This window comes from Stenotrophomonas sp., from assembly GCF_032066555.1.
In the GTDB taxonomy this organism is placed as follows: domain Bacteria; phylum Pseudomonadota; class Gammaproteobacteria; order Xanthomonadales; family Xanthomonadaceae; genus Stenotrophomonas.
The window spans coordinates 25,646-47,815 of record NZ_DAMBKV010000025.1; the positions used below are offsets into that span (position 1 = coordinate 25,646).

The 22,170-nt window shown below is 65.0% G+C and carries 24 protein-coding genes; 10 read left to right on the forward strand and 14 right to left on the reverse strand.

Going from position 1 to position 22,170, the window contains the following annotated elements:
• Window positions 1-15: 15 nt before the first annotated feature.
• Window positions 16-912 carry a LysR substrate-binding domain-containing protein gene (locus tag RT131_RS18400; RefSeq protein ID WP_313174306.1) on the reverse strand — a complete coding sequence of 299 codons (897 nt, stop codon included), beginning with the start codon at window positions 910-912 and terminating at the stop codon, window positions 16-18.
• Window positions 913-1,010: 98 nt separating this feature from the next.
• Here RT131_RS18400 and RT131_RS18405 point away from each other — a divergent pair, with 98 nt between their 5' ends.
• Complete coding sequence (locus tag RT131_RS18405; RefSeq protein WP_313174308.1) at window positions 1,011-1,220, forward strand: hypothetical protein; 210 nt, start codon at window positions 1,011-1,013, stop codon at window positions 1,218-1,220.
• A gap of 84 nt (window positions 1,221-1,304) precedes the next feature.
• The gene (locus RT131_RS18410; RefSeq protein WP_313174309.1) at window positions 1,305-1,628 is read left to right on the forward strand and encodes a hypothetical protein; all 324 of its coding nucleotides are present in this window, start codon (window positions 1,305-1,307) and stop codon (window positions 1,626-1,628) included.
• A gap of 275 nt (window positions 1,629-1,903) precedes the next feature.
• Here RT131_RS18410 and RT131_RS18415 read toward each other — a convergent pair whose 3' ends face one another.
• Both RT131_RS18415 and RT131_RS18420 read right to left on the reverse strand, forming a co-directional pair.
• Window positions 1,904-2,614 carry a YceI family protein gene (locus RT131_RS18415; protein WP_313174310.1) on the reverse strand — a complete coding sequence of 237 codons (711 nt, stop codon included), beginning with the start codon at window positions 2,612-2,614 and terminating at the stop codon, window positions 1,904-1,906.
• 90 nt (window positions 2,615-2,704) lie between these two features.
• Window positions 2,705-3,295: a malonic semialdehyde reductase gene (locus tag RT131_RS18420; protein ID WP_282272292.1), complete on the reverse strand. Its 591-nt coding sequence runs from the start codon at window positions 3,293-3,295 to the stop codon at window positions 2,705-2,707.
• Window positions 3,296-3,426: 131 nt separating this feature from the next.
• Between RT131_RS18420 and RT131_RS18425 the strand changes: the two genes are divergently transcribed.
• Window positions 3,427-4,398 carry a mitochondrial fission ELM1 family protein gene (locus RT131_RS18425; RefSeq protein WP_313174312.1) on the forward strand — a complete coding sequence of 324 codons (972 nt, stop codon included), beginning with the start codon at window positions 3,427-3,429 and terminating at the stop codon, window positions 4,396-4,398.
• Between the two features lie 487 nt (window positions 4,399-4,885).
• On the forward strand, window positions 4,886-5,371 hold the full coding sequence (locus tag RT131_RS18430; RefSeq protein WP_293705345.1) for a YajQ family cyclic di-GMP-binding protein: 486 nt from the start codon (window positions 4,886-4,888) through the stop codon (window positions 5,369-5,371).
• A gap of 21 nt (window positions 5,372-5,392) precedes the next feature.
• On the opposite strand, the gene RT131_RS18435 is transcribed toward RT131_RS18430, so the two are convergent.
• The 3 genes from RT131_RS18435 to RT131_RS18445 all read right to left on the reverse strand — a co-directional run bounded on the left by RT131_RS18435 (window position 5,393) and on the right by RT131_RS18445 (window position 9,181).
• Window positions 5,393-6,487, reverse strand: a complete 1,095-nt coding sequence (locus RT131_RS18435; RefSeq protein WP_313174313.1) for a helix-turn-helix domain-containing protein — start codon at window positions 6,485-6,487, stop codon at window positions 5,393-5,395.
• A gap of 92 nt (window positions 6,488-6,579) precedes the next feature.
• Entirely contained in the window at window positions 6,580-7,704 is a 1,125-nt protein-coding gene (locus RT131_RS18440) for an NAD(P)-dependent alcohol dehydrogenase (RefSeq protein WP_313174315.1), read from the reverse strand.
• A gap of 13 nt (window positions 7,705-7,717) precedes the next feature.
• Complete coding sequence (locus RT131_RS18445; RefSeq protein ID WP_313174316.1) at window positions 7,718-9,181, reverse strand: benzaldehyde dehydrogenase; 1,464 nt, start codon at window positions 9,179-9,181, stop codon at window positions 7,718-7,720.
• A gap of 222 nt (window positions 9,182-9,403) precedes the next feature.
• Between RT131_RS18445 and RT131_RS18450 the strand changes: the two genes are divergently transcribed.
• Window positions 9,404-9,982: a DUF1415 domain-containing protein gene (locus RT131_RS18450; RefSeq protein ID WP_313174318.1), complete on the forward strand. Its 579-nt coding sequence runs from the start codon at window positions 9,404-9,406 to the stop codon at window positions 9,980-9,982.
• Window positions 9,983-10,226: 244 nt separating this feature from the next.
• On the opposite strand, the gene RT131_RS18455 is transcribed toward RT131_RS18450, so the two are convergent.
• From RT131_RS18455 to RT131_RS18475, 5 genes are all read right to left on the reverse strand, one after another.
• The gene (locus tag RT131_RS18455; protein ID WP_313174338.1) at window positions 10,227-10,904 is read right to left on the reverse strand and encodes an HAD family phosphatase; all 678 of its coding nucleotides are present in this window, start codon (window positions 10,902-10,904) and stop codon (window positions 10,227-10,229) included.
• Window positions 10,904-11,611 (reverse strand): 16S rRNA pseudouridine(516) synthase, encoded by a 708-nt coding sequence (locus RT131_RS18460; RefSeq protein ID WP_313174320.1) that lies wholly within the window; start codon window positions 11,609-11,611, stop codon window positions 10,904-10,906. Before RT131_RS18460 ends, RT131_RS18455 begins: the two co-directional genes overlap by 1 nt.
• A complete protein-coding gene (locus tag RT131_RS18465; RefSeq protein ID WP_313174322.1) occupies window positions 11,608-12,666 on the reverse strand; it encodes a methyltransferase in 1,059 nt (352 codons plus the stop codon). Before RT131_RS18465 ends, RT131_RS18460 begins: the two co-directional genes overlap by 4 nt.
• A 93-nt stretch (window positions 12,667-12,759) precedes the next feature.
• Window positions 12,760-13,053 (reverse strand): DUF3247 family protein, encoded by a 294-nt coding sequence (locus RT131_RS18470; RefSeq protein WP_313174324.1) that lies wholly within the window; start codon window positions 13,051-13,053, stop codon window positions 12,760-12,762.
• 264 nt (window positions 13,054-13,317) lie between these two features.
• Window positions 13,318-15,336 carry an ATP-binding protein gene (locus RT131_RS18475; RefSeq protein ID WP_313174326.1) on the reverse strand — a complete coding sequence of 673 codons (2,019 nt, stop codon included), beginning with the start codon at window positions 15,334-15,336 and terminating at the stop codon, window positions 13,318-13,320.
• A gap of 184 nt (window positions 15,337-15,520) precedes the next feature.
• On the opposite strand from RT131_RS18475, the gene RT131_RS18480 reads away from it, so the two are divergent.
• Window positions 15,521-16,090, forward strand: coding sequence for a DUF3016 domain-containing protein (locus RT131_RS18480; protein WP_313174327.1), 570 nt, complete (start codon window positions 15,521-15,523; stop codon window positions 16,088-16,090).
• Between the two features lie 213 nt (window positions 16,091-16,303).
• Here RT131_RS18480 and alr read toward each other — a convergent pair whose 3' ends face one another.
• On the reverse strand, window positions 16,304-17,380 hold the full coding sequence (gene alr, locus RT131_RS18485; protein ID WP_313174329.1) for an alanine racemase: 1,077 nt from the start codon (window positions 17,378-17,380) through the stop codon (window positions 16,304-16,306).
• Window positions 17,380-18,645 carry a D-amino acid dehydrogenase gene (locus RT131_RS18490; protein WP_313174330.1) on the reverse strand — a complete coding sequence of 422 codons (1,266 nt, stop codon included), beginning with the start codon at window positions 18,643-18,645 and terminating at the stop codon, window positions 17,380-17,382. Before RT131_RS18490 ends, alr begins: the two co-directional genes overlap by 1 nt.
• Window positions 18,646-18,795: 150 nt before the next feature.
• On the opposite strand from RT131_RS18490, the gene RT131_RS18495 reads away from it, so the two are divergent.
• Window positions 18,796-19,275, forward strand: coding sequence for a winged helix-turn-helix transcriptional regulator (locus RT131_RS18495; protein WP_057626761.1), 480 nt, complete (start codon window positions 18,796-18,798; stop codon window positions 19,273-19,275).
• 311 nt (window positions 19,276-19,586) lie between these two features.
• On the opposite strand, the gene RT131_RS18500 is transcribed toward RT131_RS18495, so the two are convergent.
• Window positions 19,587-19,982 (reverse strand): classical arabinogalactan protein 4, encoded by a 396-nt coding sequence (locus tag RT131_RS18500; protein ID WP_313174331.1) that lies wholly within the window; start codon window positions 19,980-19,982, stop codon window positions 19,587-19,589.
• A gap of 123 nt (window positions 19,983-20,105) precedes the next feature.
• Between RT131_RS18500 and msrB the strand changes: the two genes are divergently transcribed.
• The 3 genes from msrB to RT131_RS18515 all read left to right on the forward strand — a co-directional run.
• Window positions 20,106-20,573 (forward strand): peptide-methionine (R)-S-oxide reductase MsrB, encoded by a 468-nt coding sequence (msrB, locus tag RT131_RS18505; RefSeq protein ID WP_313174333.1) that lies wholly within the window; start codon window positions 20,106-20,108, stop codon window positions 20,571-20,573.
• A gap of 203 nt (window positions 20,574-20,776) precedes the next feature.
• Entirely contained in the window at window positions 20,777-21,631 is an 855-nt protein-coding gene (gene motA / locus RT131_RS18510) for a flagellar motor stator protein MotA (RefSeq protein ID WP_057626758.1), read from the forward strand.
• A 10-nt stretch (window positions 21,632-21,641) separates the two neighbouring features.
• Window positions 21,642-22,170 (forward strand): flagellar motor protein MotB (locus RT131_RS18515; protein ID WP_313174337.1); only part of this gene is annotated, 529 nt, incomplete at its 3' end.

Genomic DNA, 22,170 nt, shown 5'->3' on the forward strand with positions numbered 1-22,170 from the left:
TGCTGACTGCCAAGCTCAGCGCTGTTCGCCCATGTGTTCACGATACGCGGCAGCTTCCGCGTGCAGCCATTCGCGGAATGCCAGGAAGCCGCGATGACTGGTCGAACGCTCCGGGTAGACCAACCAATGCGACCATGCTGTCTTTAGCCGTTGATCGGACAGCAACTGCAACTGGCCTGACTGCAGCAACAACTGCGCGCGCGTCACCCGCCCGAGCGCCACGCCCACGCCTTCCAATGCCGCACGGTGGTGCGATTCGGAGTCATCGAAGATGGCAACGTAGCGCTTGGGGGCTTCTGCGTCGGTCAAGGCGAACCAGCGATCCCATTCTCCATCCGGGTCACCCAATAGCGGCCACTCCGACAATGGTTTCGCATCGATGCCGCCCATGCGTTCAACCAGCGCGGGGCTGGCCATCGGCACCAGCCATTCATCGATCAGGGGCTCGGCGATCACGCCCGGCCAACGACCATCGCCGATACGCATCGCCCCATCAAACTGCAGTTGCCGTTCGAAATCGACCAGCAGTTGGTTGGACTGCAGGTTGATCTCGATCTGCGGATGCGCCGCCACGAAACGACCCAGACGCGGCACCAGCCATGCCGATGCCATCGTCGGCACCGCGCTGATCGACAACACACAATCGCGGCGCGCCTGGAACGGGCGGAAGACCTCGTTGATCGCATCCAGGTGCGGACCAATCTGGTCCAGCAGACGTCGCCCTTCCTGCGTCGGTGCCACGCCCCGTGCCTGCCGCAGCAGCAGCGGATAGCCGAGCCGCTGCTCCAACTGGCGCATCTGGTGGCTCAAGGCACTGACGGTGACGTTCATCGCCTCGGCAGCACGCGACATGTTGCCCATGCGTGCGGCAAGCACGAAACCCTGCAGGAATTGGAGTGGCGGCCTGGACATAAGATTTGAGTTTTACTCAACACTTGATTGAAGGATGCTCGCTTTTCCTGACTATAGCCCGGGACTAACCTCGAATTCTCTCAACAAGGAGTAGGGAAATGAGCGTCTATACCGACCTGCTGTTCATGCAAGGACATATCGTCAATGTCGAGCTGGCGAGGCAGTTGGCGGGCGAAGACGGCACAGCCGCCGCAGCCGAGGGCGCAAGCGACGTTGGCAGGACGCGCAGGGATGAGCGCAGTCATGAACCCGTAGACGCCCCGGCGCGCGCGATGTCCCTGCCAACGGGCGCCTGCTCGAATCGTTGAAGCCCGCCCGTTCCGATCCGTGTGCAGCAGCGCAGGCCCGCCTCTCCGTCATCAACCCCGCCGCTACTTGGTATGGTTCGACAGATGAAAACCCACCACTGGCGCGGCCGAGCGGCCGCCTTGCTTACCACCGTCGTGATCCTGTGCATCGTCTCCAACCCGGAACTGGCTACGTTGGTGCCTGTGCTGGATGCATTGGGGCTGGACGTGCTGCTCGCGCTTTTCTCCGCACAGCTGATGGTGATCTTTTCGGATGTGCTGTTGCCGCATGCGCGGCATTTCCACCAGCGCTGGGGCAGGCGCGCATTGAAGCCGGTTGGTGATGCGCTGCTGTGTGCAGCAGGCGGCTATCTGCGGCAGTTGGCCGGGCATGTGCGGCTTGCAGGGATGCCAGCGCGCGTTGCTTGACCCCTGGTTTATAGGAGCGGCGTAAGCCGCGAAGCTGACGGTATTGAAGCCATCCGCATTTTTGCCAACTGATGATGTATCGGCTTCGCGGCTTACGCCGCTCCTACAAAGGCAAGGAAGCCATGTTGCTGCTTGTGGCTTGCTTGACGCGCTTTCGCCTACCCTCACCCCAACCCCTCTCCCTGAGGGAGAGGGGCTTCAGGGCTTAACGACAAAGGCCCGCCAATGGCGGGCCTTTGCGTTTGCTGCGAACTGCGAAGAAACCGCTGGCGCGATTACTTGGCGGCAGCTTCCTCTGCCTTCGGGATCGAGGCTTCGGTGGTGATGCGGACCTTGACGTCATCGCTGACGGCCGGGGCGTAGGCGCCCACGCCGAAATCGCTGCGCTTGAGGGTGGTGGTGGCATCGAAGCCGACCGACGGCACCTTGGCCATCGGGTGCTCGCCGGCACCGTTGACGGTCACGTCCAGCACCACCGGCTTGGTGATGCCCTTGACAGTCAGGTCACCGGTCACGGTCAGCTTGTTGGTGCCGGCGGCTTCCACCTTGGTGCTCTTGAAGGTAGCGGTCGGGAACTTGGCGGCGTCGAAGAAATCGGCGCTGCGCAGGTGCTCGTCGAACTTGGCAGTGAAGCTGTTCAAGCCGGACAGCGGCAGGGTCACTTCCACGCTGGACTTGCCCACGTCAGCGGCGTCGTACACCAGGGTGCCGTCAGCGTTGCCGAAATGCGCGCTCGGGTTGGAGAAGCCCATGTGGCTCCACTGCACCAGCACGTCGGTGTGGGTCGGGTCGAGCTTGTAGGTGCCGGCGGCGATCTGGATCGCAGCAGCTTCCGGGGCAGCCGGGGCAGCAGCAGCGGCATCGGCCGGCGCAGCGGCGGTTTCGGCCGGGGCGGCAGCCGGGGCAGCGGTGTCAGCCGGCTTGGAGCAGGCGGTGATGGCGGCGGCCAGGGCCAGCGGGAGCAGCAACTTGGTCATAGCGGACATGGATCTCTCCTTGGAGGTGATAGACGGGATAATTCTGGACAAGCAAGGCGTCAGCCAACGTGACGGACGCCGCGTGGAACACTTCAACAATCAGGCAATACGCGCGGCTTCGTCGAACGAAAGCCGCGGCAGGCGCGGGAAGATGCCGGACGGGTCGCCATAGCCCAGATTGACGAGGAAATTGGACTTGATGGCGGTGCCGGCAAAAAACGCTTCATCCACCTTGGCCGGGTCGAAGCCCGACATCGGGCCTGCATCCAATCCCAGCGCGCGCGCGGCGAGGATCAGATAGGCCCCCTGCAGGCTGCCGTTGCGGAACGCAGCCTCGTGGCGGCCTTCGCGCGGGCCATCAAACCAGGCCTTGGCGTCGGTGTGCGGGAACAGGTACGGCAGCTTCTCGTGGAAATCCAGGTCAAAACCAATGATCGCGGTGACCGGTGCAGCCAGGGTCTTGGCCAGGTTGCCCTCGGACAGGGCCGGGGCCAGCTTCTGCTTGGCTTCGGCCGATTTGACGAACACGAAGCGGGCTGGACTGGCGTTGGCGGAGGTGGGGGCCCACTTCAGCAGGTCATACAGGGCGCGCAGCTGGCTATCCTCGACCGGACGGTCCTGGAACGTGTTCTGGGTGCGGGCGGTGCGGAACAGCTGGTCAAGCGCGGCATCGTTGAAGATGTCGGACATGGAAACTCCGTGATGAATTGGCTACGGTCGTGACATTGGACCGGTCAGGCCGGGACAATGGCACACCGATCAGAGGTCGCAGTGTAGAGCCCTCTGGCTGTTGCAACACCCAGCCTTATTGAAACGAATTAATGCCATACGCGAAACGATCGACGCTCCCCTGGACGATCACCGACGGCCGCGCAGGCAACGTGCGCCAGGCGGTGGCACTGGCGTCCGCGCTGGCGCTGGGCGGCCAGCAGCGTCTGCAGCTGCTGCCACGGGCGCCGTGGCGCTGGCTGTCGCCGCGGCTGCTGCCGGGTGCCGCACAGGGCTTTGGACCGCAGTTTGCGCAGCTGGCCGGCAACCCGCCAGCGCTGGCGATTGGCTGCGGCCGGCAGGCGGCGGGCGCATTGCGGGTACTCGGCCAACGCGGTAGCCGCACCGTACAGATCCTCGACCCACGTATTCCGCCGCGCCACTGGGACCTGCTGGTGGTGCCCGAGCACGACCGCCTGCGCGCGGGCAATGTGCTGACCCTGTTGGGCAGCCTCAACCCGGTCAGCGATGACTGGCTGGCCTGGGGCCGGGCCGCCTTCTCCAGCTTCGAGCAACTGCCGGGGCCACGCACCGCCTTGCTGGTGGGCGGCCCCACCGATCATGCACCGTGGCAGGACGACGACATCCAGCCGCTGTTCCAGCAACTGGCTGCCCGCATCCGCGCCGACGGCGGCAGCGTGCTGGCCACCACCTCGCGGCGCACCCCGCGGGCGGTGACGGCCGCCCTGCTGCGCGCCTTCGACGACGTGCCGGGGGTCATATGGGCCGACGGCGGTGATGGCTCCAATCCCTATGCCGGCCTGCTGGGCTGGGCCGACCGCATCGTCTGCACGCCGGACTCGGTCAACCTGCTGTCGGAAGCCTGCGCTACCCGTGTGCCGGTCGGCGTGCTGCTGGGCCAGCGCTCGCAGGAACGGATGGCACGCTTCCAGCAGGCCTTGCGGGAGCGTGGGCGGTTGCTGGATGGGCTGGCCGCGTTTGATGTTGATTTGGGCATGGCGGTTGAACCCTTGCGCGAGACCACCCGCATTGCGGCTGAGGTGAAGTTGCGCTTGGGGTTGTGAGCGGCTCTGACTCTGCCTCTGACCTTCGCCCCTGGCTGGTCATTCCCGCGAAGGCGGGAATCGCTTTTGGCTCTGGCTCCTGGCTGTGGCGGCGGCCTTCGCCCCTGGCTGGTCATTCCCGCGAAGGCGGGAATCGCTCTTGGCTCTGGCTCCTGGCTGTGGCAGTGGCCTTCGCCCCTGGATCGTAATTCCCGCGAAGGCGGGAATCGCTTTTGGCTCTGGCTTCGATTCCTCCGTACGAAAGAGGAACCAAAGCACAGCAAATACAGGAGCAAGGGCAGGAGCGATTCCCGCCTTCGCGGGAATGACGAGCTTGAAAAGCAAAAGAAACGGCAACAGCAACAACACAAGCCAAGACAGAAGCAACGGCAGAAGCCAAGGCAGAAGCACCGCCGACGCCTATCGGCATCGGCACCGTCCGTCCTCCACCATCCCCTCCCCGCCAATCGCCTAGAATGGCCGCTGTTTTCTGATTGGAGCAGGCCCCATGCCTTCTTTTGACGTCGTATCCGAAGTTGACAAGCACGAGCTGACCAACGCCATCGACCAGGCCAACCGCGAGCTGTCCACCCGCTTCGATTTCAAGGGTGTGGCCGCAAGCTTCGAGCAGGATGGCGAGAAGCTGATCAAGCTCACCGCGCCCACCGATTTCCAGCTCAAGCAGATGTCGGACATCCTCAAGCAGCGCCTGGCCGCGCGTAACATCGACTTCCGTTGCATGGAATTCGGCGACATCGAGACCAACCTGGGTGGCGCGCGCCAGCAGGTGACGGTCAAGCAGGGGATCGAGCAGAAGCTGGCCAAGCAGATCGCCGCCAAGATCAAGGAATCCAAGATCAAGGTCGACACCCAGATCAACGGCGACAAGCTGCGCGTCAACGGCAAGAAGCGCGATGACCTGCAGGAAGTGATGGCGCTGCTGAAGAAGGGCGACTTCGAACAGCCGCTGCAGTTCGACAACTTCCGCGACTGATCTGAACCCGTTGCAGCAGGCTCAACCGGCCTGCTGCAGCTTGCGGTACAGGGTGGTGCGCGAAATACCCAGCTGACGTGCCGCGGCGCTGAGATTGCCGGCATGCGCCGCCACCGCCTCGCGCACCGCCTGTGCGCCCTGGCTACGTAGCGAACCCGTCGCTGCCACCGCAACCGCCTGGGTACTGGCACGCGCGCGCACCGGTCCGCGCAGGTACTGCACCTGCAAGGCGCTGTCTGCACGCAGCGGTACCCGATGTACCGGCCCGGCCTGCAGCAGGCGGCGACGCTGGTGCGTGCTGGCTTCGGCAAACATTGCGTCCAATGTCATCAACGGCAGGACACCACTGCGCGGAAGGCCGAGAAGGCGCCGCGCCACGCTGTTTGCGGCACGCAGCTGGCCGTCTTCGCCCACCGCCAGCACGCCCTGTAGCGGCGTGCCCAGCCAACGCGCGTCGTGCTGCACGGCCAGTAGATAGCAATCACGCTGCTGCTGGATCAACTGGTTCTCTATCGACAACGCGGCCTGGCGGAAGTAGCCGCGCAGCAACTCGCTGTCACGCTCGCCGATGCCGGTGATATCCAGTGCGCCCAGTACTTCACCATCGGCGCCGTGCAGGGGCACGCTCAGGCAATAGACCTGCGAGAACTCATCAAGGTAATGCTCGTTCCCGCGTACCAGGGCCGGCGCATCCTCGGCCAGTGCGCAGGACGGCGCGGTGGTGCCGATCTCGATCTCACGCACGCGCCGCCCTAGCTGGATCGGCCGCAGTATCGCCTCATCGCCCAGGCCGTGTTCGCGTTGGGCGATGATCAGGCCGTCGCGGTTGACGCAGAACAGGGTCCAACGGCGACCACCGAACGCCGCCCATAGATCATCCATGTCCTGGCGCACGCACCGCGCCAACAAACGATCCACCGGATCGTCCAGACGCAGCTTGCGTTGCACCAACGCAGAATACTGTGGCGCCTGCTGCGGACGCACGCCCGCTTGCCGCGAGCGCTCCCAGGAACGCAGCACGGCCGGTGCCAGCAGTTGCGCAGGCAGGCTGCCGCCTTCCGCGAAGCGCTGTCGCGCTGCTGCCAGGCGTTGCTGCTGCACGAGCGTGGTGGCCATGGGCGTCCTCCAGACAACTGCACCCAGCCTACACCTCGCTCGCTGACTGAATTGCCATCGCGGAGCCGTTCGGCCCGCGATGGTTTGTTCCATCAACCGATCTTGAGGATCGGCTTCAAGGTAATGCCCTTGGTGCTGTCCTCGGCTGCCTGGTTGATCTGCTCCAACGGATAGAACTTCACCAGCTTGTCGAACGGGAAGCGGCCCTGCTGGTACAGCTGTACCAGCTGTGGAATGAATACCTTGGGCACGCTGTCGCCTTCGACGATGCCGCGGATGCTGCGCCCGCCCAGCAACAGGTTGTTGACATCGAACTCGGCCTTGGTGCCCAGCTTGGGCGCACCCACCACGCCGATCATGCCCAACCCGCCCAGCGCTTCGATGCCCTGCGCCAACACCTCCGGGCGACCGGTGGATTCCAGCGCGAAGTCAGCACCGCCGTCGGTGATGGCACGCACCGCCTCGATCACATCCACCTCGCGGCTGTTGATCGTATGGGTGGCACCCAGTTCCTTGGCCAGCTCCAGCCGCGACGGCACCACGTCGATGGCGATGATGGTGGTGGCACCGGCCACACGCGCAGCCATCACCGCACTCAAGCCAACCGCACCCGCACCATAGGACGCAAAGCTGCTGCCAGCGCCGACCTTGAGCGAGTTGATCACCGCACCGGCACCGGTCTGGATGCCACAGCCCAACGGGCCGAGCAGCTCCAACGGCGCATCGACCGGCACCTTGATCGCATTGTTCTCGCGGCTCAGCGCGTAGGTTGCGAACGAGGACTGGGCGAAGAAATGATCGTGCAGCGGCTGGCCGTGCGGGTCCTGGATGGCGGTGCTGCCGTCCAGTTCACCACCGCCGAAGTTCAGCCCGTAGAAATCCTTGCAGTACGCACCATGACCGCCACTGCAGGGGTTGCAATGCCCGCAGGCACCGTAGGTGAGCACTACATGGTCGCCGACCTTCAGATCCTTGACACCCGGGCCCAGCGCTTCGATCACGCCCGCACCTTCATGGACAAGTACTGCCGGCAACGGCACCGGGTAGTACTGGTCGCGCACGATCAGGTCGGTATGGCACAGGCCGGTCGCAACGACACGCACCAGCACCTCGTCATCCTTGGGCCCGCGGATGCGCGCCTTCTCGATGGTGAACGGCTTTTCCTTCTCGCGCACCACCGCCACGGTGATGTCACGCAGTTCTGCAGATGCACTCATGGGTTTCTCCTGTTCAGAGTGGATAGGCCGGGGCTTCGCCCTTGATGGTCAGCCACTGCCATTGGGTGAACTCTTCGATGTTGGCCGGGCCGCCGATGCTGCTGCCATTGCCGGAGGCACCGACACCGCCAAACGGATTGACGACCTCGTCATTCACGGTCTGGTCGTTGATATGCAGGATGCCGGTGTGCAGTTGTTCGCCCAGCTTCAGGGCACGGCCAACATTGCTGGAGACGATGGCCATCGACAGGCCGTACTCGGTGTCGTTGGCCAACGCTGCGGCGTCTTCATCGCTGTCGAACGGCACCACCACCGCCACCGGTGCGAAGATCTCCTCACGGAAAGCAGGATTGGTCTTGTCCACGCCACTGAGCACGGTGGGCTCGAAGAACAGATCCTGATAGGTGCCGCCGGTTTCCAGTGTCGCCCCGGCCGCTGCCGCCTCGGCCACCACGCGCGCGGCATGGTCACGCTGCTGTGCGTTGATCAAGGGGCCCAGCGCGACATCGGCAAGCGCCGGATCACCGACGGTGATTGATTGCGCCTTGGCGACGAGCTTTTCGAGGAACTGCGCATAGATGCCACGCTGGACCAGCACGCGGCCGGTGGCCATGCAGATCTGGCCCTGGTGCAGGTAGACACCCCAGGCGGTATTGGCAATAGCCAGGTCGATGTCGGCATCGTCGAGCACGATCAGCGCGTTCTTGCCGCCGAGTTCCAGCGACACTTTCTTCAGGTGCCGACCGGCTGCTTCACCAACCTTGCGACCAGCAGCGGTGGAGCCGGTGAACTGGATCATGGCGATATTGGGATCACTGGTCAGCGCGGCACCGGCGGCACCATCGCCAGGCAGCACGTGAAGCACACCCGCCGGCAATCCGGCCAGTTCAAACAGGCGCGCAATCACGAATCCACCGCAGACCGCCGTACGCGGATCCGGCTTGAGCACCACCGCATTGCCCAGCGCCAGCGCCGGCGCAACGGCACGCATCGCCAGGTACAAGGGGAAGTTGAACGGCGAGATCACTCCGACCACACCCAGCGGTCGACGTCGCGCCAGATTCAACCGACCCGACGCCGACGGCAGGATCTCGCCAACGCTGCGCGAAGGCAGCGCGACGGCCTCGTGCAGGGCCTTGGTGCTTACCTTGTTCTCGAAGCCGGCCTTGAGCCTGGTTGAACCGGACTCACGCACCAGCCAGTCGATGATCTCGGCAGCGTGTTCATCGGCCAGCTGCGCGGCGCGACGCAGCACCTGCGCGCGGGTTTCATAAGGTGCGTTGGCCCAGTCGCGCTGTGCCTTGGCGGCGGCTGCGGCCGAGCGCGCGATCTGCGCCGGGTCGGCCATCGCAATGCTGCCCAGCACCTTGCCGGTGGCCGGCTCGATCACATCCTGCTGGCTGCTGCCGGCCTGCCATTGACCATCAAACTGCTTGCCTGCCCATAGCGCGGGGGGAAGAAATACCTGTTCTGCCATTGCCTGTACTCCTGGCGGGGTCTGTGCCGACATTGAATACCTGCGCCCGGCAGCTGCCTATTAGCCGCCGGCGAGATCCTTGCAAGCCGCTGAAAGCATGGGGATTTCAACAATGCATGCTGTCCAGTTTGTGGACAGTGAACGTCACCGCGATGACACCAGCACGGCAGCCGACGTGGTTGGCCACTACAATCGCCTGCCCTGCCAGCCCAAGCGCCAGCCATGAACGAACCAGCCATGAACGACGAAGCCGCCATCGATCCCATCGCCGTCACCCGCAACTGGGTGGAGAAGGCCGTGATCGGATTGAACCTGTGCCCGTTCGCCAAGGCCGTCTACGTCAAGCAGCAGGTGCGTTTCGTGCTGAGCGATGCGAGCACGCCCGAGGCGCTGCTGGAGCAGTTGGCCGAGGAGCTGGTGTTGTTGCGCGACACCCCGGCCGAGCAGATCGACACCACGCTGATCATCCATCCGGACGTGCTGGAAAATTTCCTGGACTACAACGACTTCCTCGAGAACGCGGACGCGGCGGTGGAAGCACTGGATCTGCAGGGCATCCTGCAGGTGGCCAGTTTCCACCCGCAGTACCAGTTCGCCGGTGCTGCTGCCGATGACGTGAGCAACTACACCAACCGCTCGCCCTACCCGACCCTGCACCTGCTGCGCGAAGACAGCGTGGAGCGCGCGGTGGCCGCTTTCCCCGACCCGGATGTGATTGTCGAGCGCAACATCGCCACGCTGGACAAGCTGGGCGTGGAAGGCTGGCATCGGGTGCTGGGCGGCGGTGAAGGCAACGCCTGAGAGATGCACCTGTAGTGCCGAGCCATGCTCGGCAGAGGCGTTACCGGCAATGTCCAATGTAGTGCCGAGCCATGCTCGGCAGGGGCGTTACCGGTAATGTCCAATGTAGTGCCGAGCCATGCTCGGCAGAGGCGTTACCGGCAAGGCCTCTGCCGAGCATGGCTCGGCACTACAGGTGGAACGTCTGGCTGCGGCATTCCTGGTGAAGCCCCTTGCCGAGCATGGCTCGGCACTACGGTGAGGCCTAGGCTGCGCTTACCGGCAGCCATTGCTGCAGCAGCTCGCGCACATCGTGCAGCGAGGCGGTGATGTGGTGGCCGTAGCCGCGCACCTCTTCGTCCGGCTCCAACAGGTCCGGAATCTGGATCGTGGTCATGCCGGCGGCCAAAGCGGCACGTACACCGGTGGGTGAATCTTCCAATGCCAGGCAATGCGCGGGAGGGACGCCCAGGCCGCGTGCGGCGTGCAGGTAGATGTCCGGGGCCGGCTTGGAATGGGCAACATCGCTGCTGGTGGCAACGAACTGGAAATACGGCAGCAGCCCGGCCGCCTCCAGCTTGCGTTGGGCCAACGGTGAACGGGTGGCGGTAGCTACCGCACGTGGCATCTCGTGCTCACGCAGCAGTTCCAGCAACTCGATGATGCCCGGCCGCAGCGGCACACCGGCATCAACGATGCCGGCATAGCGTGCATAGGAAGCGGCCAGCAGTGCATCGGTACGTTCGAAACCCAGCACGTCGGCCAGTTTCTGCCGGGTGGTCGCATCGGACGAGCCGATCAGGGACAGCAACAGCGGGTGCGGCAATACATAGCCATGCTGCTGTGCGGTGTGTTCCAGACAGCCCATCAAGGCGCGTTCGCTGTCCAGCATCAGGCCGTCCATGTCGAACACCACCGCCTTCGGGCGGAAACGCAATTCCATCACGCCTTTTCTCCAAACAACACGGCCAGGTCGGCGGCGTCCAGCTGACGCCATTGGCCTTCAGGCAGATCGCCCAGCCCCAGGCCGCCGATACGCGAGCGGTGCAGCGCCTGCACGTGGTTGCCGACCGCGGCAAACATGCGCCTCACCTGGTGGTAGCGGCCTTCGTGCAGGGTCAGGCGCCCGGCGCGTGGACCCAGCACCTCAAGCTCGGCCGGCAGCAAGGGCTTGTCGTCCGACTCCAGCAGCAGCGTGCCGCTGGCGAAACGTGCACCTTCGCTGCCGTCCAGATCCTGCGCCAGCTGCGCTTCGTAGACCTTGTCCAGCTTCGACTTGGGCGAGACGATGCGGTGCAGCAGCTGGCCGTCATCGGTCATCAGCAGCAGCCCCGAGGTGTCGCGGTCCAGCCGGCCCACGCTGGACAGCACCGGATCACGGTCGCGGAAGCGATCGGGCAGCAGGTCATAGATCAACCTGCCCTGGTCCTTGGTCGAACAGGTGTAGCCAGCCGGCTTGTGCAGCATCAGGGTCAAGCCAGGTGGCGGGTCCAGCACTTCGTCATCGATGCGGATATTGTCGTGCTCGACCTTGTCGTCGGCATACAGCACATCACCCTGTGCATCGGTGATGCGGCCTTCGCGGAACATCTGCTGGACCTGCTTGCGACTGCCGTAACCAAGGTTGGCGATGTGCTTGACCAGCTTCATGCGCGGCCCCGGGTGCCGACGATGACCTTGAAGCCATCACGCTCGGCAGCAACCCGCACTTCACCGAAACTCTCGGTCAGGATCTGCTCGTAGGGCAGATGGCGGTTGGCAACCATGAACAACTGCCCGCCCGGACGCAGCGACTGCGCGGCCACGGCGATGAAGCGGCGGCCGATGTCGGGCCGGTCTTCGCGCGCCGGGGTGTGGAACGGCGGATTGGAGACGACGAAGTCGTAACGGCCATCAATACCGGCGGTGACGTCCTGCCAACGGAAATCCAGCTTCACCCGCTCGCCGACGTCGGCCAGGTTGTGGCGGGCCAGGGCCAGCGCACGCGCCTCGGCTTCGTACAGATCCAGCGCAGTGACCTTGGGGCAGCGTGCCAGCACTTCGGCCGACAGATAGCCCCAGCCGGCGCCCAGGTCGGCGCCACGGCCGGCCAGATCCGCGGGCAGCTGCTCGACCAGCAGGGCCGAAGCCGGATCGATACGGTCCCAGGCAAACACGCCCGGGCGGCTCAGGAAGCGGCCGTCGACGATCTTGCGCGGTGCATCCAGTGCCGCCCAGCGCTGGTACAGCGCCGCGTCGTGCTGGCCTTCGGCCGGCAGCGACCAGTAGGCGCGGCAGTGGTTCTTGGTCAGCGTGCCGCCCAGCCCCGCCAACTGCTGCAGGTCGCTTTCACCGGAGCGGGCGCCCTCGTTATTGGACTGGCAAGCGAGGATGATGCCGCCCGGGGCCAGCTTGCCCAGCGCCTGCGCGAACAGCGCGCGGGCTTCGTCGCGCTGCCGCGGTGGCAGCACCAGCACCAGCGCGTAACGCTCGTCGGACTGCTCCAGTGCCTGCTCGTCGCGCACTTCCCAGCCGCTACGCTGCAGCGCCTCGGCAAACGGGCGGAAGCTCTGTGCGCAGACCAACTGGTTACTGTCTGCATACTCGCGCAGCGGCCAACCATCGCGCGCGCGCAGGAACAGCACCGGTCCCTGTGGCCAGCGCAGGCCAGCCTTGGAGAACGGGAGGAACAGGGTTTCCAACGGAGCGTCGTGCGGAGCAGGCATGCCGGTCATTCGTCTAGCAGGGCCCGCCATTCTACCGGGCCGACCCCGATCACCGGCCCCGCGCAGCTGAATGGGCTCTGGCCAGACGCCGCCTCAAGGCTCGGCGGGCGGCAGGTGCAGTACCTGCAATACGCTGTCCAGCCACACCACATGCTGCTGGCAGGCCCGTAGCAGGTCTTCCAGACGCACCGTCGCATTCACCCCTGGCTCCTCGTTATGGTCCGCGAAGTGCTGCAACGCCGGCTGCGCGGTAACCGTGCCAGCCACGCGGCTGCCATCCTTGAGGACCAACATGACCCGGGCCTGCTCCGGCAACTCGCCGAGCAAGGCCTCCAGCGATGCGATCAGCATCGGGTCGGAGTAAACATGGGGCGCGTACAGGGGCATGGCAGCGTCCATGAGTGAACACCGTCACAGTAGCGTTTTTCCGCGTGAAATCCGTGCAAAGATTTTGAGGAAGCGGCATGAGCCGCGAAGCAGGTGCATCCGCAGATGGGGCAGATGCCAGCAGCGTCAGCACCCTGAGCTTCGCGGCTCACGCCGCTCCCACATCTTCTGCCCCATCCACAGAGCATTTGAGTCACCCGCAATCCGCTGCACGTCCCCTGGCATCGGATCTTTCACCTTCAGTTGAGAGAAGAACCAACTATTTCAGCGCGGCAAACGCGCATCGCGGATCGCCGCAATCAGTTGAGCCACGCTGTACGGCTTGGCCAGATGCCCCTGGAAACCCGAGGAAAACGCACGACGCCGGTCATCGGCCCGCGCCAGTGCGGTCACCGCCACCGCCGGCAGTTCTTCGCCACTGACCCCCAGGGTCTGGCGCAGGGTGTGGATCAGCCCATAACCGTCCATGCCCGGCATGCCGATATCGCTGATCAGCACATCAAACGCGGTATGCCCGCGCAGGTCCAGCAGTTCCAACGCCTCGGCGGCAGTACCGGCGGTGACCACCGACGCACCCTGCTCTTCCAGCAGGCGGCGGATGTAGCCGAGCATGTCGAGCTGGTCTTCGACCGCCAGCACGCGCAGGCCCTGCAGGGCATTGGGCACCACCACCTGCTCGCCGATGCGGCCGCGCTGGACGCGCCGGCGCGGGTGGCGCGCCGCCTTCTGCGCCTGGAACTCCGGCAGGCACACGCGGAACGTGGAACCCAGCCCCGGCCCGGCGCTGGCCGCAGAGACGGTACCGCCATGCAACTCCGTCAGCTGCTGGACGATGGCCAGGCCCAGCCCCAGGCCACCGTGACGGCGGGTGGTGGTGCTGTCGGCCTGGCTGAAACGGCTGAAAAGATGCTCCAGGAACTCCGCCGCGATGCCGTCGCCGTCGTCCTTGATCTGTACCACCAGGTGCCCGGCTTCGTGCAGCAGGCTGATCTCGATGCGCCCTTCCACCGGCGTGAACTTGATTGCGTTGGACAGCAGGTTGCCGAGGATCTGCTGCAGACGGGTGGCATCGCCCAGTACCGGCTGTGGTAGCTCGGGCAGGTCCAGCACCACGGTCTGCGCCTTGCCCTCGGCCACCAGCTCCTGCGCGCGGACCGCCTCGCGCAGCTGCTCGCAAAGATCCAGGACCTCCACCTCCAGCTGCACCTTGCCCAGCAACATGCTGCTCAGGTCGAGCATGTCCGACATCAGGTTCTTCTGCGTCATCGCACTGCTGGCGATCACTTCCATGCCGCGACGCATCGGGTGATCGTCCTCCATGCGCTGCAGCAACAACTCGCTCCAGCCCAGCACCGTGGTCAATGGCGTGCGCAGCTCATGCGACAAGGTGGCGAGGAACTCATCCTTCATCCGCGCCATGCCTTCGGCCGCGTTGCGCGCTACGCGCTCGGCGGTGAGCAGGTCTTCACGTGCCATCTCGATCTCGCGGCGCTCGGTGATATCCGGGCTGTTGCCAGCCAGGCCGATGAAGCGGCCATCGGCCGAGAAACGCGGCACGGCGTTCATTTCCAACCAGCGCCACTGCCCATCGTGGCGGCGCACACGAGTGTTGGTGTGCAGCTCGGTACGGCCGTTCAAGGCCGCCTGCAGCTCGTACTCGAATGACGCCCGCTCATCCGGGTGCAGGAAGCGCTGCCAGGGATCAGGGCCCAGATCCTGATCGGCCGGCAAGCCGAAGAAGGTGAAGAACGCGGTATTGACGAAGCGCAGCTGGCCCAGGTCATCCACCACCCAGACCGGCATCGGCAGGCCGTCCGCCAAGGCGCTGAAACGGGCCTCGCTTTCCGCCAGCTCGGTTTCAATGCGTTTGCGTGCGGAGATATCGAACAGAAACACCGCCACCTGGTGTTTTTCCGGCGCGCCGATGCGGACCGCCTCCACCGAATACCAGCGCGACGGCTCCGACACCTGGCGCTCGAACTGGCTGATCCCACCCTCGCTGACGACCCGCCCAAAGGCCTGGAACCAATCGGCCTCCATCGCCGGCACCACCTCGCTCGCGCGCCGACCGGTGACATTGCTCAGGCCGGTCACCTTCTGGAAACCGGCATTGACCTTGCGGTAGATGAAATCCACCGCGGCGCCGTCCTCGAACACCAGCTCGATCACACAGAAACCGCTGGCCACCGCGTTGAATACCTCCCGATAAAGGCTGGAGCTTTCCAGATCCTCTTCATCCAGGGACAGCAACGACAGGTGGGAGTCCGGGCGGGGAGCGGGCATGGGCTGAAGGCGGGGGCGCGGCAAAGAGGGGGTGGGACGTGGTGGCCAGTCTGGGCGAGCAAGCATCCACACCCTGTGATGATGAACCATCGCGCAATCCGCTGTTGCGAACTGGCACTGGATTCATTGCAGCGTAGGAGTGTCAGTTGCACACTTCCAGCATCAAAGTCCTCAGGAGTACGTCATGAAAACCCTGACAGTTACCGGACTTGCGCTGGCCTGCCTGCTGGCTGTTGGCGGTGCCGATGCCAAGCCCCGCACTGTGTCCGATCCGCAGGCACCGCACGCCCTGAACGTCGAAGGCCCGGTGCAGGTGCAATGGACCGATCCAAGCCAGTTCACCGAGCTGCGTTACAGCCGCAACCGCTGGGACGCGCAGCGTGGCAACTGGGTGGAGGACCTGGCCGAACACCTTCGCAAGCAGGCCAGCAAGCAGCTGCAGCCCGGACAGAAACTGGACGTGACCATTACCGACATCAAGCGCGCCGGCGACTACGAGCCGTGGCACGGCCCGCGCCTGGATGATGTGCGCATCATGCGCGACATCTATCCGCCGCGGATCGAGCTGCAGTTCACCCTGACCGACGCCAATGGCCAGGTCATCGACCAGGGCGAGCGCAAGTTGTCCGACACCGGCTACCTGCTCAACAGCAGCCTGCCCAGCAATACCGATCCGCTGCGTTATGAGAAGCGCATGCTCAATGACTGGCTGCGCCGCGAGCTGCAGAGCGATCGCAGTACTGCCGGGCTGTGATCCGGGATTGATGGAAACAGAAAGGGCCGCAATGCGGCCCTTTTTTTACCTGTAGTGCCGAGCCATGCTCGGCAGAGGCTTTGCCGGCGCATCTGTTTCACCGGTAGTGCCGAGCCATGCTCGGCAGAGGCTCTACCGGCACCCCATCAGCAAAGAGCCAACCCCTCCCCAGCCCTCCCCTCCGCCTACGGCGCAAGGGAGGGAGTAAAGGCCTCACGCCGACAAATACACCCGCGGCGTGCGCTTGAGGCTGCACGGCAGGCGATACGCACTGGTATTGCAGCGCGGTGCCAGCTCCGAGATGGTCGGCGCATTGCCCCACAACTGCACGATGCTGCCACGCGCGGCCTGCGGGTGATCGGTCAGGTCCACGGTCAGCATGTCCATCGACACGCGGCCGATCAGCTGCCCGGGCACGCCGTCGATCAGCACCGGCGTGCCATTGGGGGCGAACTGCGGGTAGCCATCGGCATAGCCCATCGCCACCACGCCCACCCGGGTCGGCTTTTCCGCCACAAAACGTGCGCCATAACCCAGCGGCTCGCCGACAGCCAGTTCGCGTACCGCGATCACCCGCGACTGCAGGGTCATCACCGGCCGCAGCTGACCCGCATGCGGGCTGGGCTGCGGATAGAGCGGATCGGCGCCGTACAGCATCAGGCCCGGGCGTACCCAGTCACTGCGCACGTCCGGCCAGCCCAACAGTGCCGGCGAATTGCATAGGCTGGTTTCACCTGCCAAACCTTCCGTCGCACGCACGAAAACATCGAGCTGTTCGCGGGTGCGGTTGCTGTCCAGCTCATCGGCGCGCGCCAGATGGGTCATCAGCACCAGCGGACCCACCTGCGGCAACGCGCTCAGGCGCGCATGCGCATCGCGGAATTCTTCCGGCGACAGGCCCAGGCGGTGCATGCCGCTGTCCAGCTTCAGCCAGATACGCAGCGTGGCATCGGTCTTGAACGCCTCCACCGCCTCCAGCTGCCAGGACGTGGCCACTACCACCCAGAAATCATGCTCGACGATCAACGGCAGTTCGGCCGCGTCGAAGAAGCCTTCCATCAGCAGGATCGGGCCGCGGATGCCAGCCTGGCGCAGTTCCAAGGCTTCTTCGATGCAGGCCACGCCAAAGCCATCGGCCTCGTCCTGCAGCGCGCGCGCGCATTGCACCGCGCCATGACCGTAGGCATCGGCCTTGATGATCGCCAGCGCCTTGCCGCCACCGAGCTGGCGGGCCAGGCGGTAGTTGTGGCGCAGGGCCTCCAGGTCGATCAGTGCCTGTGCCGGGCGCATCAGTGCTGCCCCTTGCCATAGCGGAAGATATCCAGGCCTTCGGTGCTGATCTGCGGCTGCTTCCCGCTCATCAGGTCGGCCAGGTAACGACCCGAGCCCGCCGCCATGGTCCAGCCAAGGGTACCGTGGCCGGTGTTGAGGAACAGGTTGCGATACGGTGTTGCGCCGATCACCGGCGTGCCGTCCGGGGTGGCCGGGCGCAGGCCGGTCCAGAAGCTGGCCTGCGACAGGTCGCCGCCATCCGGATACAGGTCCTTGACCACCTTCTCCAGCGTGGCGCGACGACGCGGCTCCAGCGACAGGTCGAAGCCGGCTACTTCGGCCATGCCGCCAACGCGGATGCGGTCCTCGAAGCGGGTGATGGCGATCTTGTAGCTCTCGTCGAGGATGGTCGAGTTCGGCGCCATCGCCGCATTGGTGATCGGCAGGGTCAGCGAATAGCCCTTCAGCGGATACACCGGCAGCTGCATGCCCAGCGGTGCCAGCAGCTGCGGCGAATAGCTGCCCAGTGCGACCACGTAGTGATCGGCGGTTTCCAGCTTGCCGTTGATGCGCACGCCGGTGATGCGGTCGCCGTCACGCTGGATCGAGGCAATGTCCTGGTCGAAACGGAACTCGACGCCGGCGGCTTCGGCCAGCGCGGCCAGCTTGGTGGTGAACAGCTGGCAATCGCCGGTCTGGTCTTCGGGCAGGCGCAGTGCGCCGACCAGCATCTCCGTCTTGCCGGCCAGCGCCGGTTCCACCCGCGCGATGCCCTGGCGGTCCAGCACTTCGTAGGGCACGCCGTATTCGCGCAGCACCTCGATATCCTGAGCGGCGGCGTCCAGCTGCTGCTGGGTGCGGAACAGCTGGGTGGTGCCCAGCTGACGGCCTTCGTAGTCGATGCCGGTGACCGCACGCAGCTCGTTGATGCAATCGCGGCTGTAGTCGGACACCCGCACCATGCGCGCCTTGTTGACCGCATAGCGGGCCGAGGTGCAGTTGCGCAGCATCTGCCACAGCCAGCGGTACTGGGCCATGTCGGCGGTGGGGCGGATCGCCAGCGGCGCGTGTTCCTCGAACAGCCACTTGATCGCCTTGAACGGCACGCCCGGTGCCGCCCACGGCGAGGTATAGCCGAAGGACAGCTGGCCGGCATTGGCAAAGCTGGTTTCCAGCGCCGGGGCCGGCTGCCGATCCACCACGGTGACCTCAAAGCCGGCCTGCCGCAGATACCAGGCACTGGTCGTGCCGATCACACCGCTGCCAAGCACCAGAACGCGCATTTTCTTTCTCCGGACCACATCATTCCCTGCACACGGGACGGCAGGGGCTAGGAACGGCGCAGTATATTCAGGGTCAGCCAGTTGTTTTCCCTGTATTAGCTTGCCGAATCAGGTTAATTTCCCGTTTCGTTCATCAAAAGCAGAGCCGCCATGGCCACCCGCAGCCGCGAACTGGACAAGATCGACCGCAAGATCCTGCGCATCCTGCAGCAGGAGGGGCGCATCTCCTTCACCGAGCTGGGCGAGCGCGTTGGCCTGTCGACCACGCCCTGCACCGAGCGGGTGCGCCGGCTGGAGCGCGAAGGCGTGATCACCGGCTATTACGCGCGGCTGGACCCGTCCTCGGTGAAGGCCAGCCTGCTGGTGTTCGTGGAGATAAGCCTGGCCTACAAGTCCGGCGACATCTTCGAGGAATTCCGCCGCGCCGCGCTGAAGCTGCCCAACGTGCTGGAGTGCCACCTGATGTCCGGGGATTTCGACTACCTGCTCAAGGCGCGCATCAATGAAATGGCCTCCTACCGCAAACTGCTGGGCAGCACTCTGCTGACCTTGCCGCACGTACGTGAATCCAAGAGCTACATCGTGATGGAAGAAGTCAAAGAGACCCTGTGCCTGCCAATCGCCGAGTAGTGCCGAGCCATGCTCGGCAGGGGCTCTACCGGCAATCCCACCCTGTAGTGCCGAGCCATGCTCGGCAGGGGTTCTACCGGCAATCCCACCCTGTAGTGCCGAGCCATGCTCGGCAGGGGTTCTACCGGTAAAGCCCCATTGCCGAGCATGGCTCGGCACTACGCCCCCTCCCTTTGGCTGCAGGTCAAGGAGAGGGCTGGGGAGGGGTGCTTTTGACGTTGGCTTGGAAAGCCCCTGCCGAGCATGGCTCGGCACTACAGGGTGGGCTCTATCGGTGAAGCCTCTGCCGAGCATGGCTCGGCACTACAGGGTCATCGCGTGCCTACCGGCGGGGGCACCACTTTCTGGCCGATGCCGCTGGGCACGGTGTCGTAATAGCGGTTGGTACGCGTGTCCAGCACCCGGCCCGGGCTGGTCTGGCGCATATGCGGCGCCAACTGGCCCTTGCTGTCGTAGATCGGCCGCGCCGGCGGCGGCGGCACAACCAGCTTCGGCTTCGGAACCGGCTTGGGTTTGTTGGGCGGACGCGACGGTTCCGGACGCGCCGGATCCTGCGGCGTTTCGCGCGGCGCGCTGGCGGGCGGCGAAGGCGCCTGCAAGGTCACCGGCCGCGTTGCCGTCGGCGCGGGCGGTTGTGCGAGCTGGGCCTGTGCGAACGCCGGCAATGCCGCCAGCACAACCAGCGCCAGATATCCCTTCAGCTTCATCAGCGTCTCCTTTGCGTCCACTCGCCGAGCATGCACCTGCCCGGCTTGCGCCGCCATGAATGCGACCTTGGACTGGCCGCGGCCCGCCCCCACCATCAATACCTGTCCCACGGATGCCACGCCATGACCGCTTTCGACCTGACTCCCCCCAGCACCGCCCAGCGCGAGGCGCTGATCGCTGGCCTCAGCAGCGAGGAACAGCGCGTGCTGCTGCATCACGGCACCGAGGCGCCGTTCTGTGGCGTGTTCCTCGATAACAAGCGCGAGGGCGTGTACTGCTGCCGGCTGTGTGCACTGCCGCTGTTCCGCTCCAGCACCAAATTCGATTCCGGCACCGGCTGGCCCAGCTTCTTCGCGCCGTTCGAACCGGCACATGTACGCGAGATCCGCGACACCAGCCACAACATGATCCGCACCGAGATCGTCTGCGCACGGTGTGGCAGCCACCTCGGCCACGTGTTCCCGGACGGCCCGCCGCCGACCTTCGAACGCCACTGCCTGAACTCGGTGTCGCTGGCCTTTGTCGACAATGGCCAGCCCTACCCTGACCCGCTGCAGCGCGGCGGCGCCGAATCCCAGCCCGCAGCCTGAGCAAGCGCACCACCTGTAGTGCCGAGCCATGCTCGGCAGAAGCATCGCCAGTAGAGCCTCAGCCGAGCATGGCTCGGCTCTACAGAGCAGCATTACCGGTAAAGCCTCAGCCGAGCATGGCTCGGCTCTACAGGAGCCGCCCGGCGCTACAGATTCTTCGCTGACGGCCGACAACGGGATATCCCCATCCCTTGTCTGTCACCATGCTTATCATCGTCGGCCTGCTCGTTGTCATATTTGCTGTCCTGGGCGGCTACGTCGGTGCGCATGGCCGCCTGGCCGCGCTGTGGCAGCCCTACGAACTGGTCATCATCGGTGGCGCGGCGCTGGGCGCATTCCTGATCGCCACGCCACTCAAGACCGTCAAGCAGACCTTGCGGGCCACCGTCAGCGTGTTCAAGGGCCCGCAGTACAAGCGCCAGGACTACCTGGACGTGCTCAGCCTGCTCTATGAACTGCTCAACAAGGCCCGCCGCGAAGGCTTCATGGCGCTGGAAGACCACGTCGAGAACCCGCAGGACAGCGCGGTGTTCGCCAACTACCCCAAGGTCCTGGCCGACCACCACCTGCTCGATTTCATCACCGACTGCCTGCGGTTGATGATCGGCTCCAACATCGAGCCGCACGAGCTGGAACCGTTGCTGGAACTGGAGCTGGAAAAGCACCACCACGAAGCGCTGGAACCTGCGCACGTGCTGAACAAGGTAGCCGACGGTCTGCCGGGCTTCGGCATCGTCGCCGCGGTGCTGGGCATCGTCATCACCATGGGCGCGATCGGCGGCGACATCAAGGAAGTCGGTGCACACGTGGCCGGGGCGCTGGTCGGCACCTTCCTCGGCATCCTGCTCGGCTATGGCTTCATCGGCCCGCTGGCAGCAGCGGTGGAAGCCCGTGCCGAGCAGGACGCACGCATCTACGAATCAGTGAAAACCGCGCTGCTGGCCTGCCTGCGTGGCTACAACCCGAAGATCGCGCTGGAGTTCGCCCGCAAGACCGTGCCTTCGGCACTGCGTCCGGGTTTCAGCGAGTTCGAGCAGCACCTGAAGTCGGTCAAGTAAGGCGCGTGCCATGACCGAGACCAAACCCACGGTGATCGTGCGCCGGGTGAAGAAAGTCCAGGGCGGCGGCCATCACGGCGGTTCCTGGAAGGTGGCTTATGCCGACTTCGTCACCGCGATGATGGCTTTCTTCCTGGTGCTATGGCTGATGGCGGCCACCACCAAGCCCGAGCGCGCTGCAATCTCCGAATACTTCCGCAACCCCAGCCCCTTGAGTGGTACCAGCAGCACCCCTGCCCCGGGCATGGCCGGCCCTGGCGGCGCCAGCACCTCGATGATCAAACTGGGCGGCGCCACCGATGTGTCGCGCGGCAACAGCAATGATCCCTTCCAGAACCAGCAGGAAGCCGTGCCCACGCCGGTGCAGGAACGCGAACGCGACAGGCAACGCCTGGAGGCGCTGAAGCAGGAGCTGCAGGAGGCGATCAGCAAGAGCCAGGCGCTGGAGCCGTTCAAGGACCAGTTGCTGTTGGACATCACCCCCGAAGGCCTGCGCATCCAGATCGTGGACAAGCAGAACCGGCCGATGTTCGACCTCG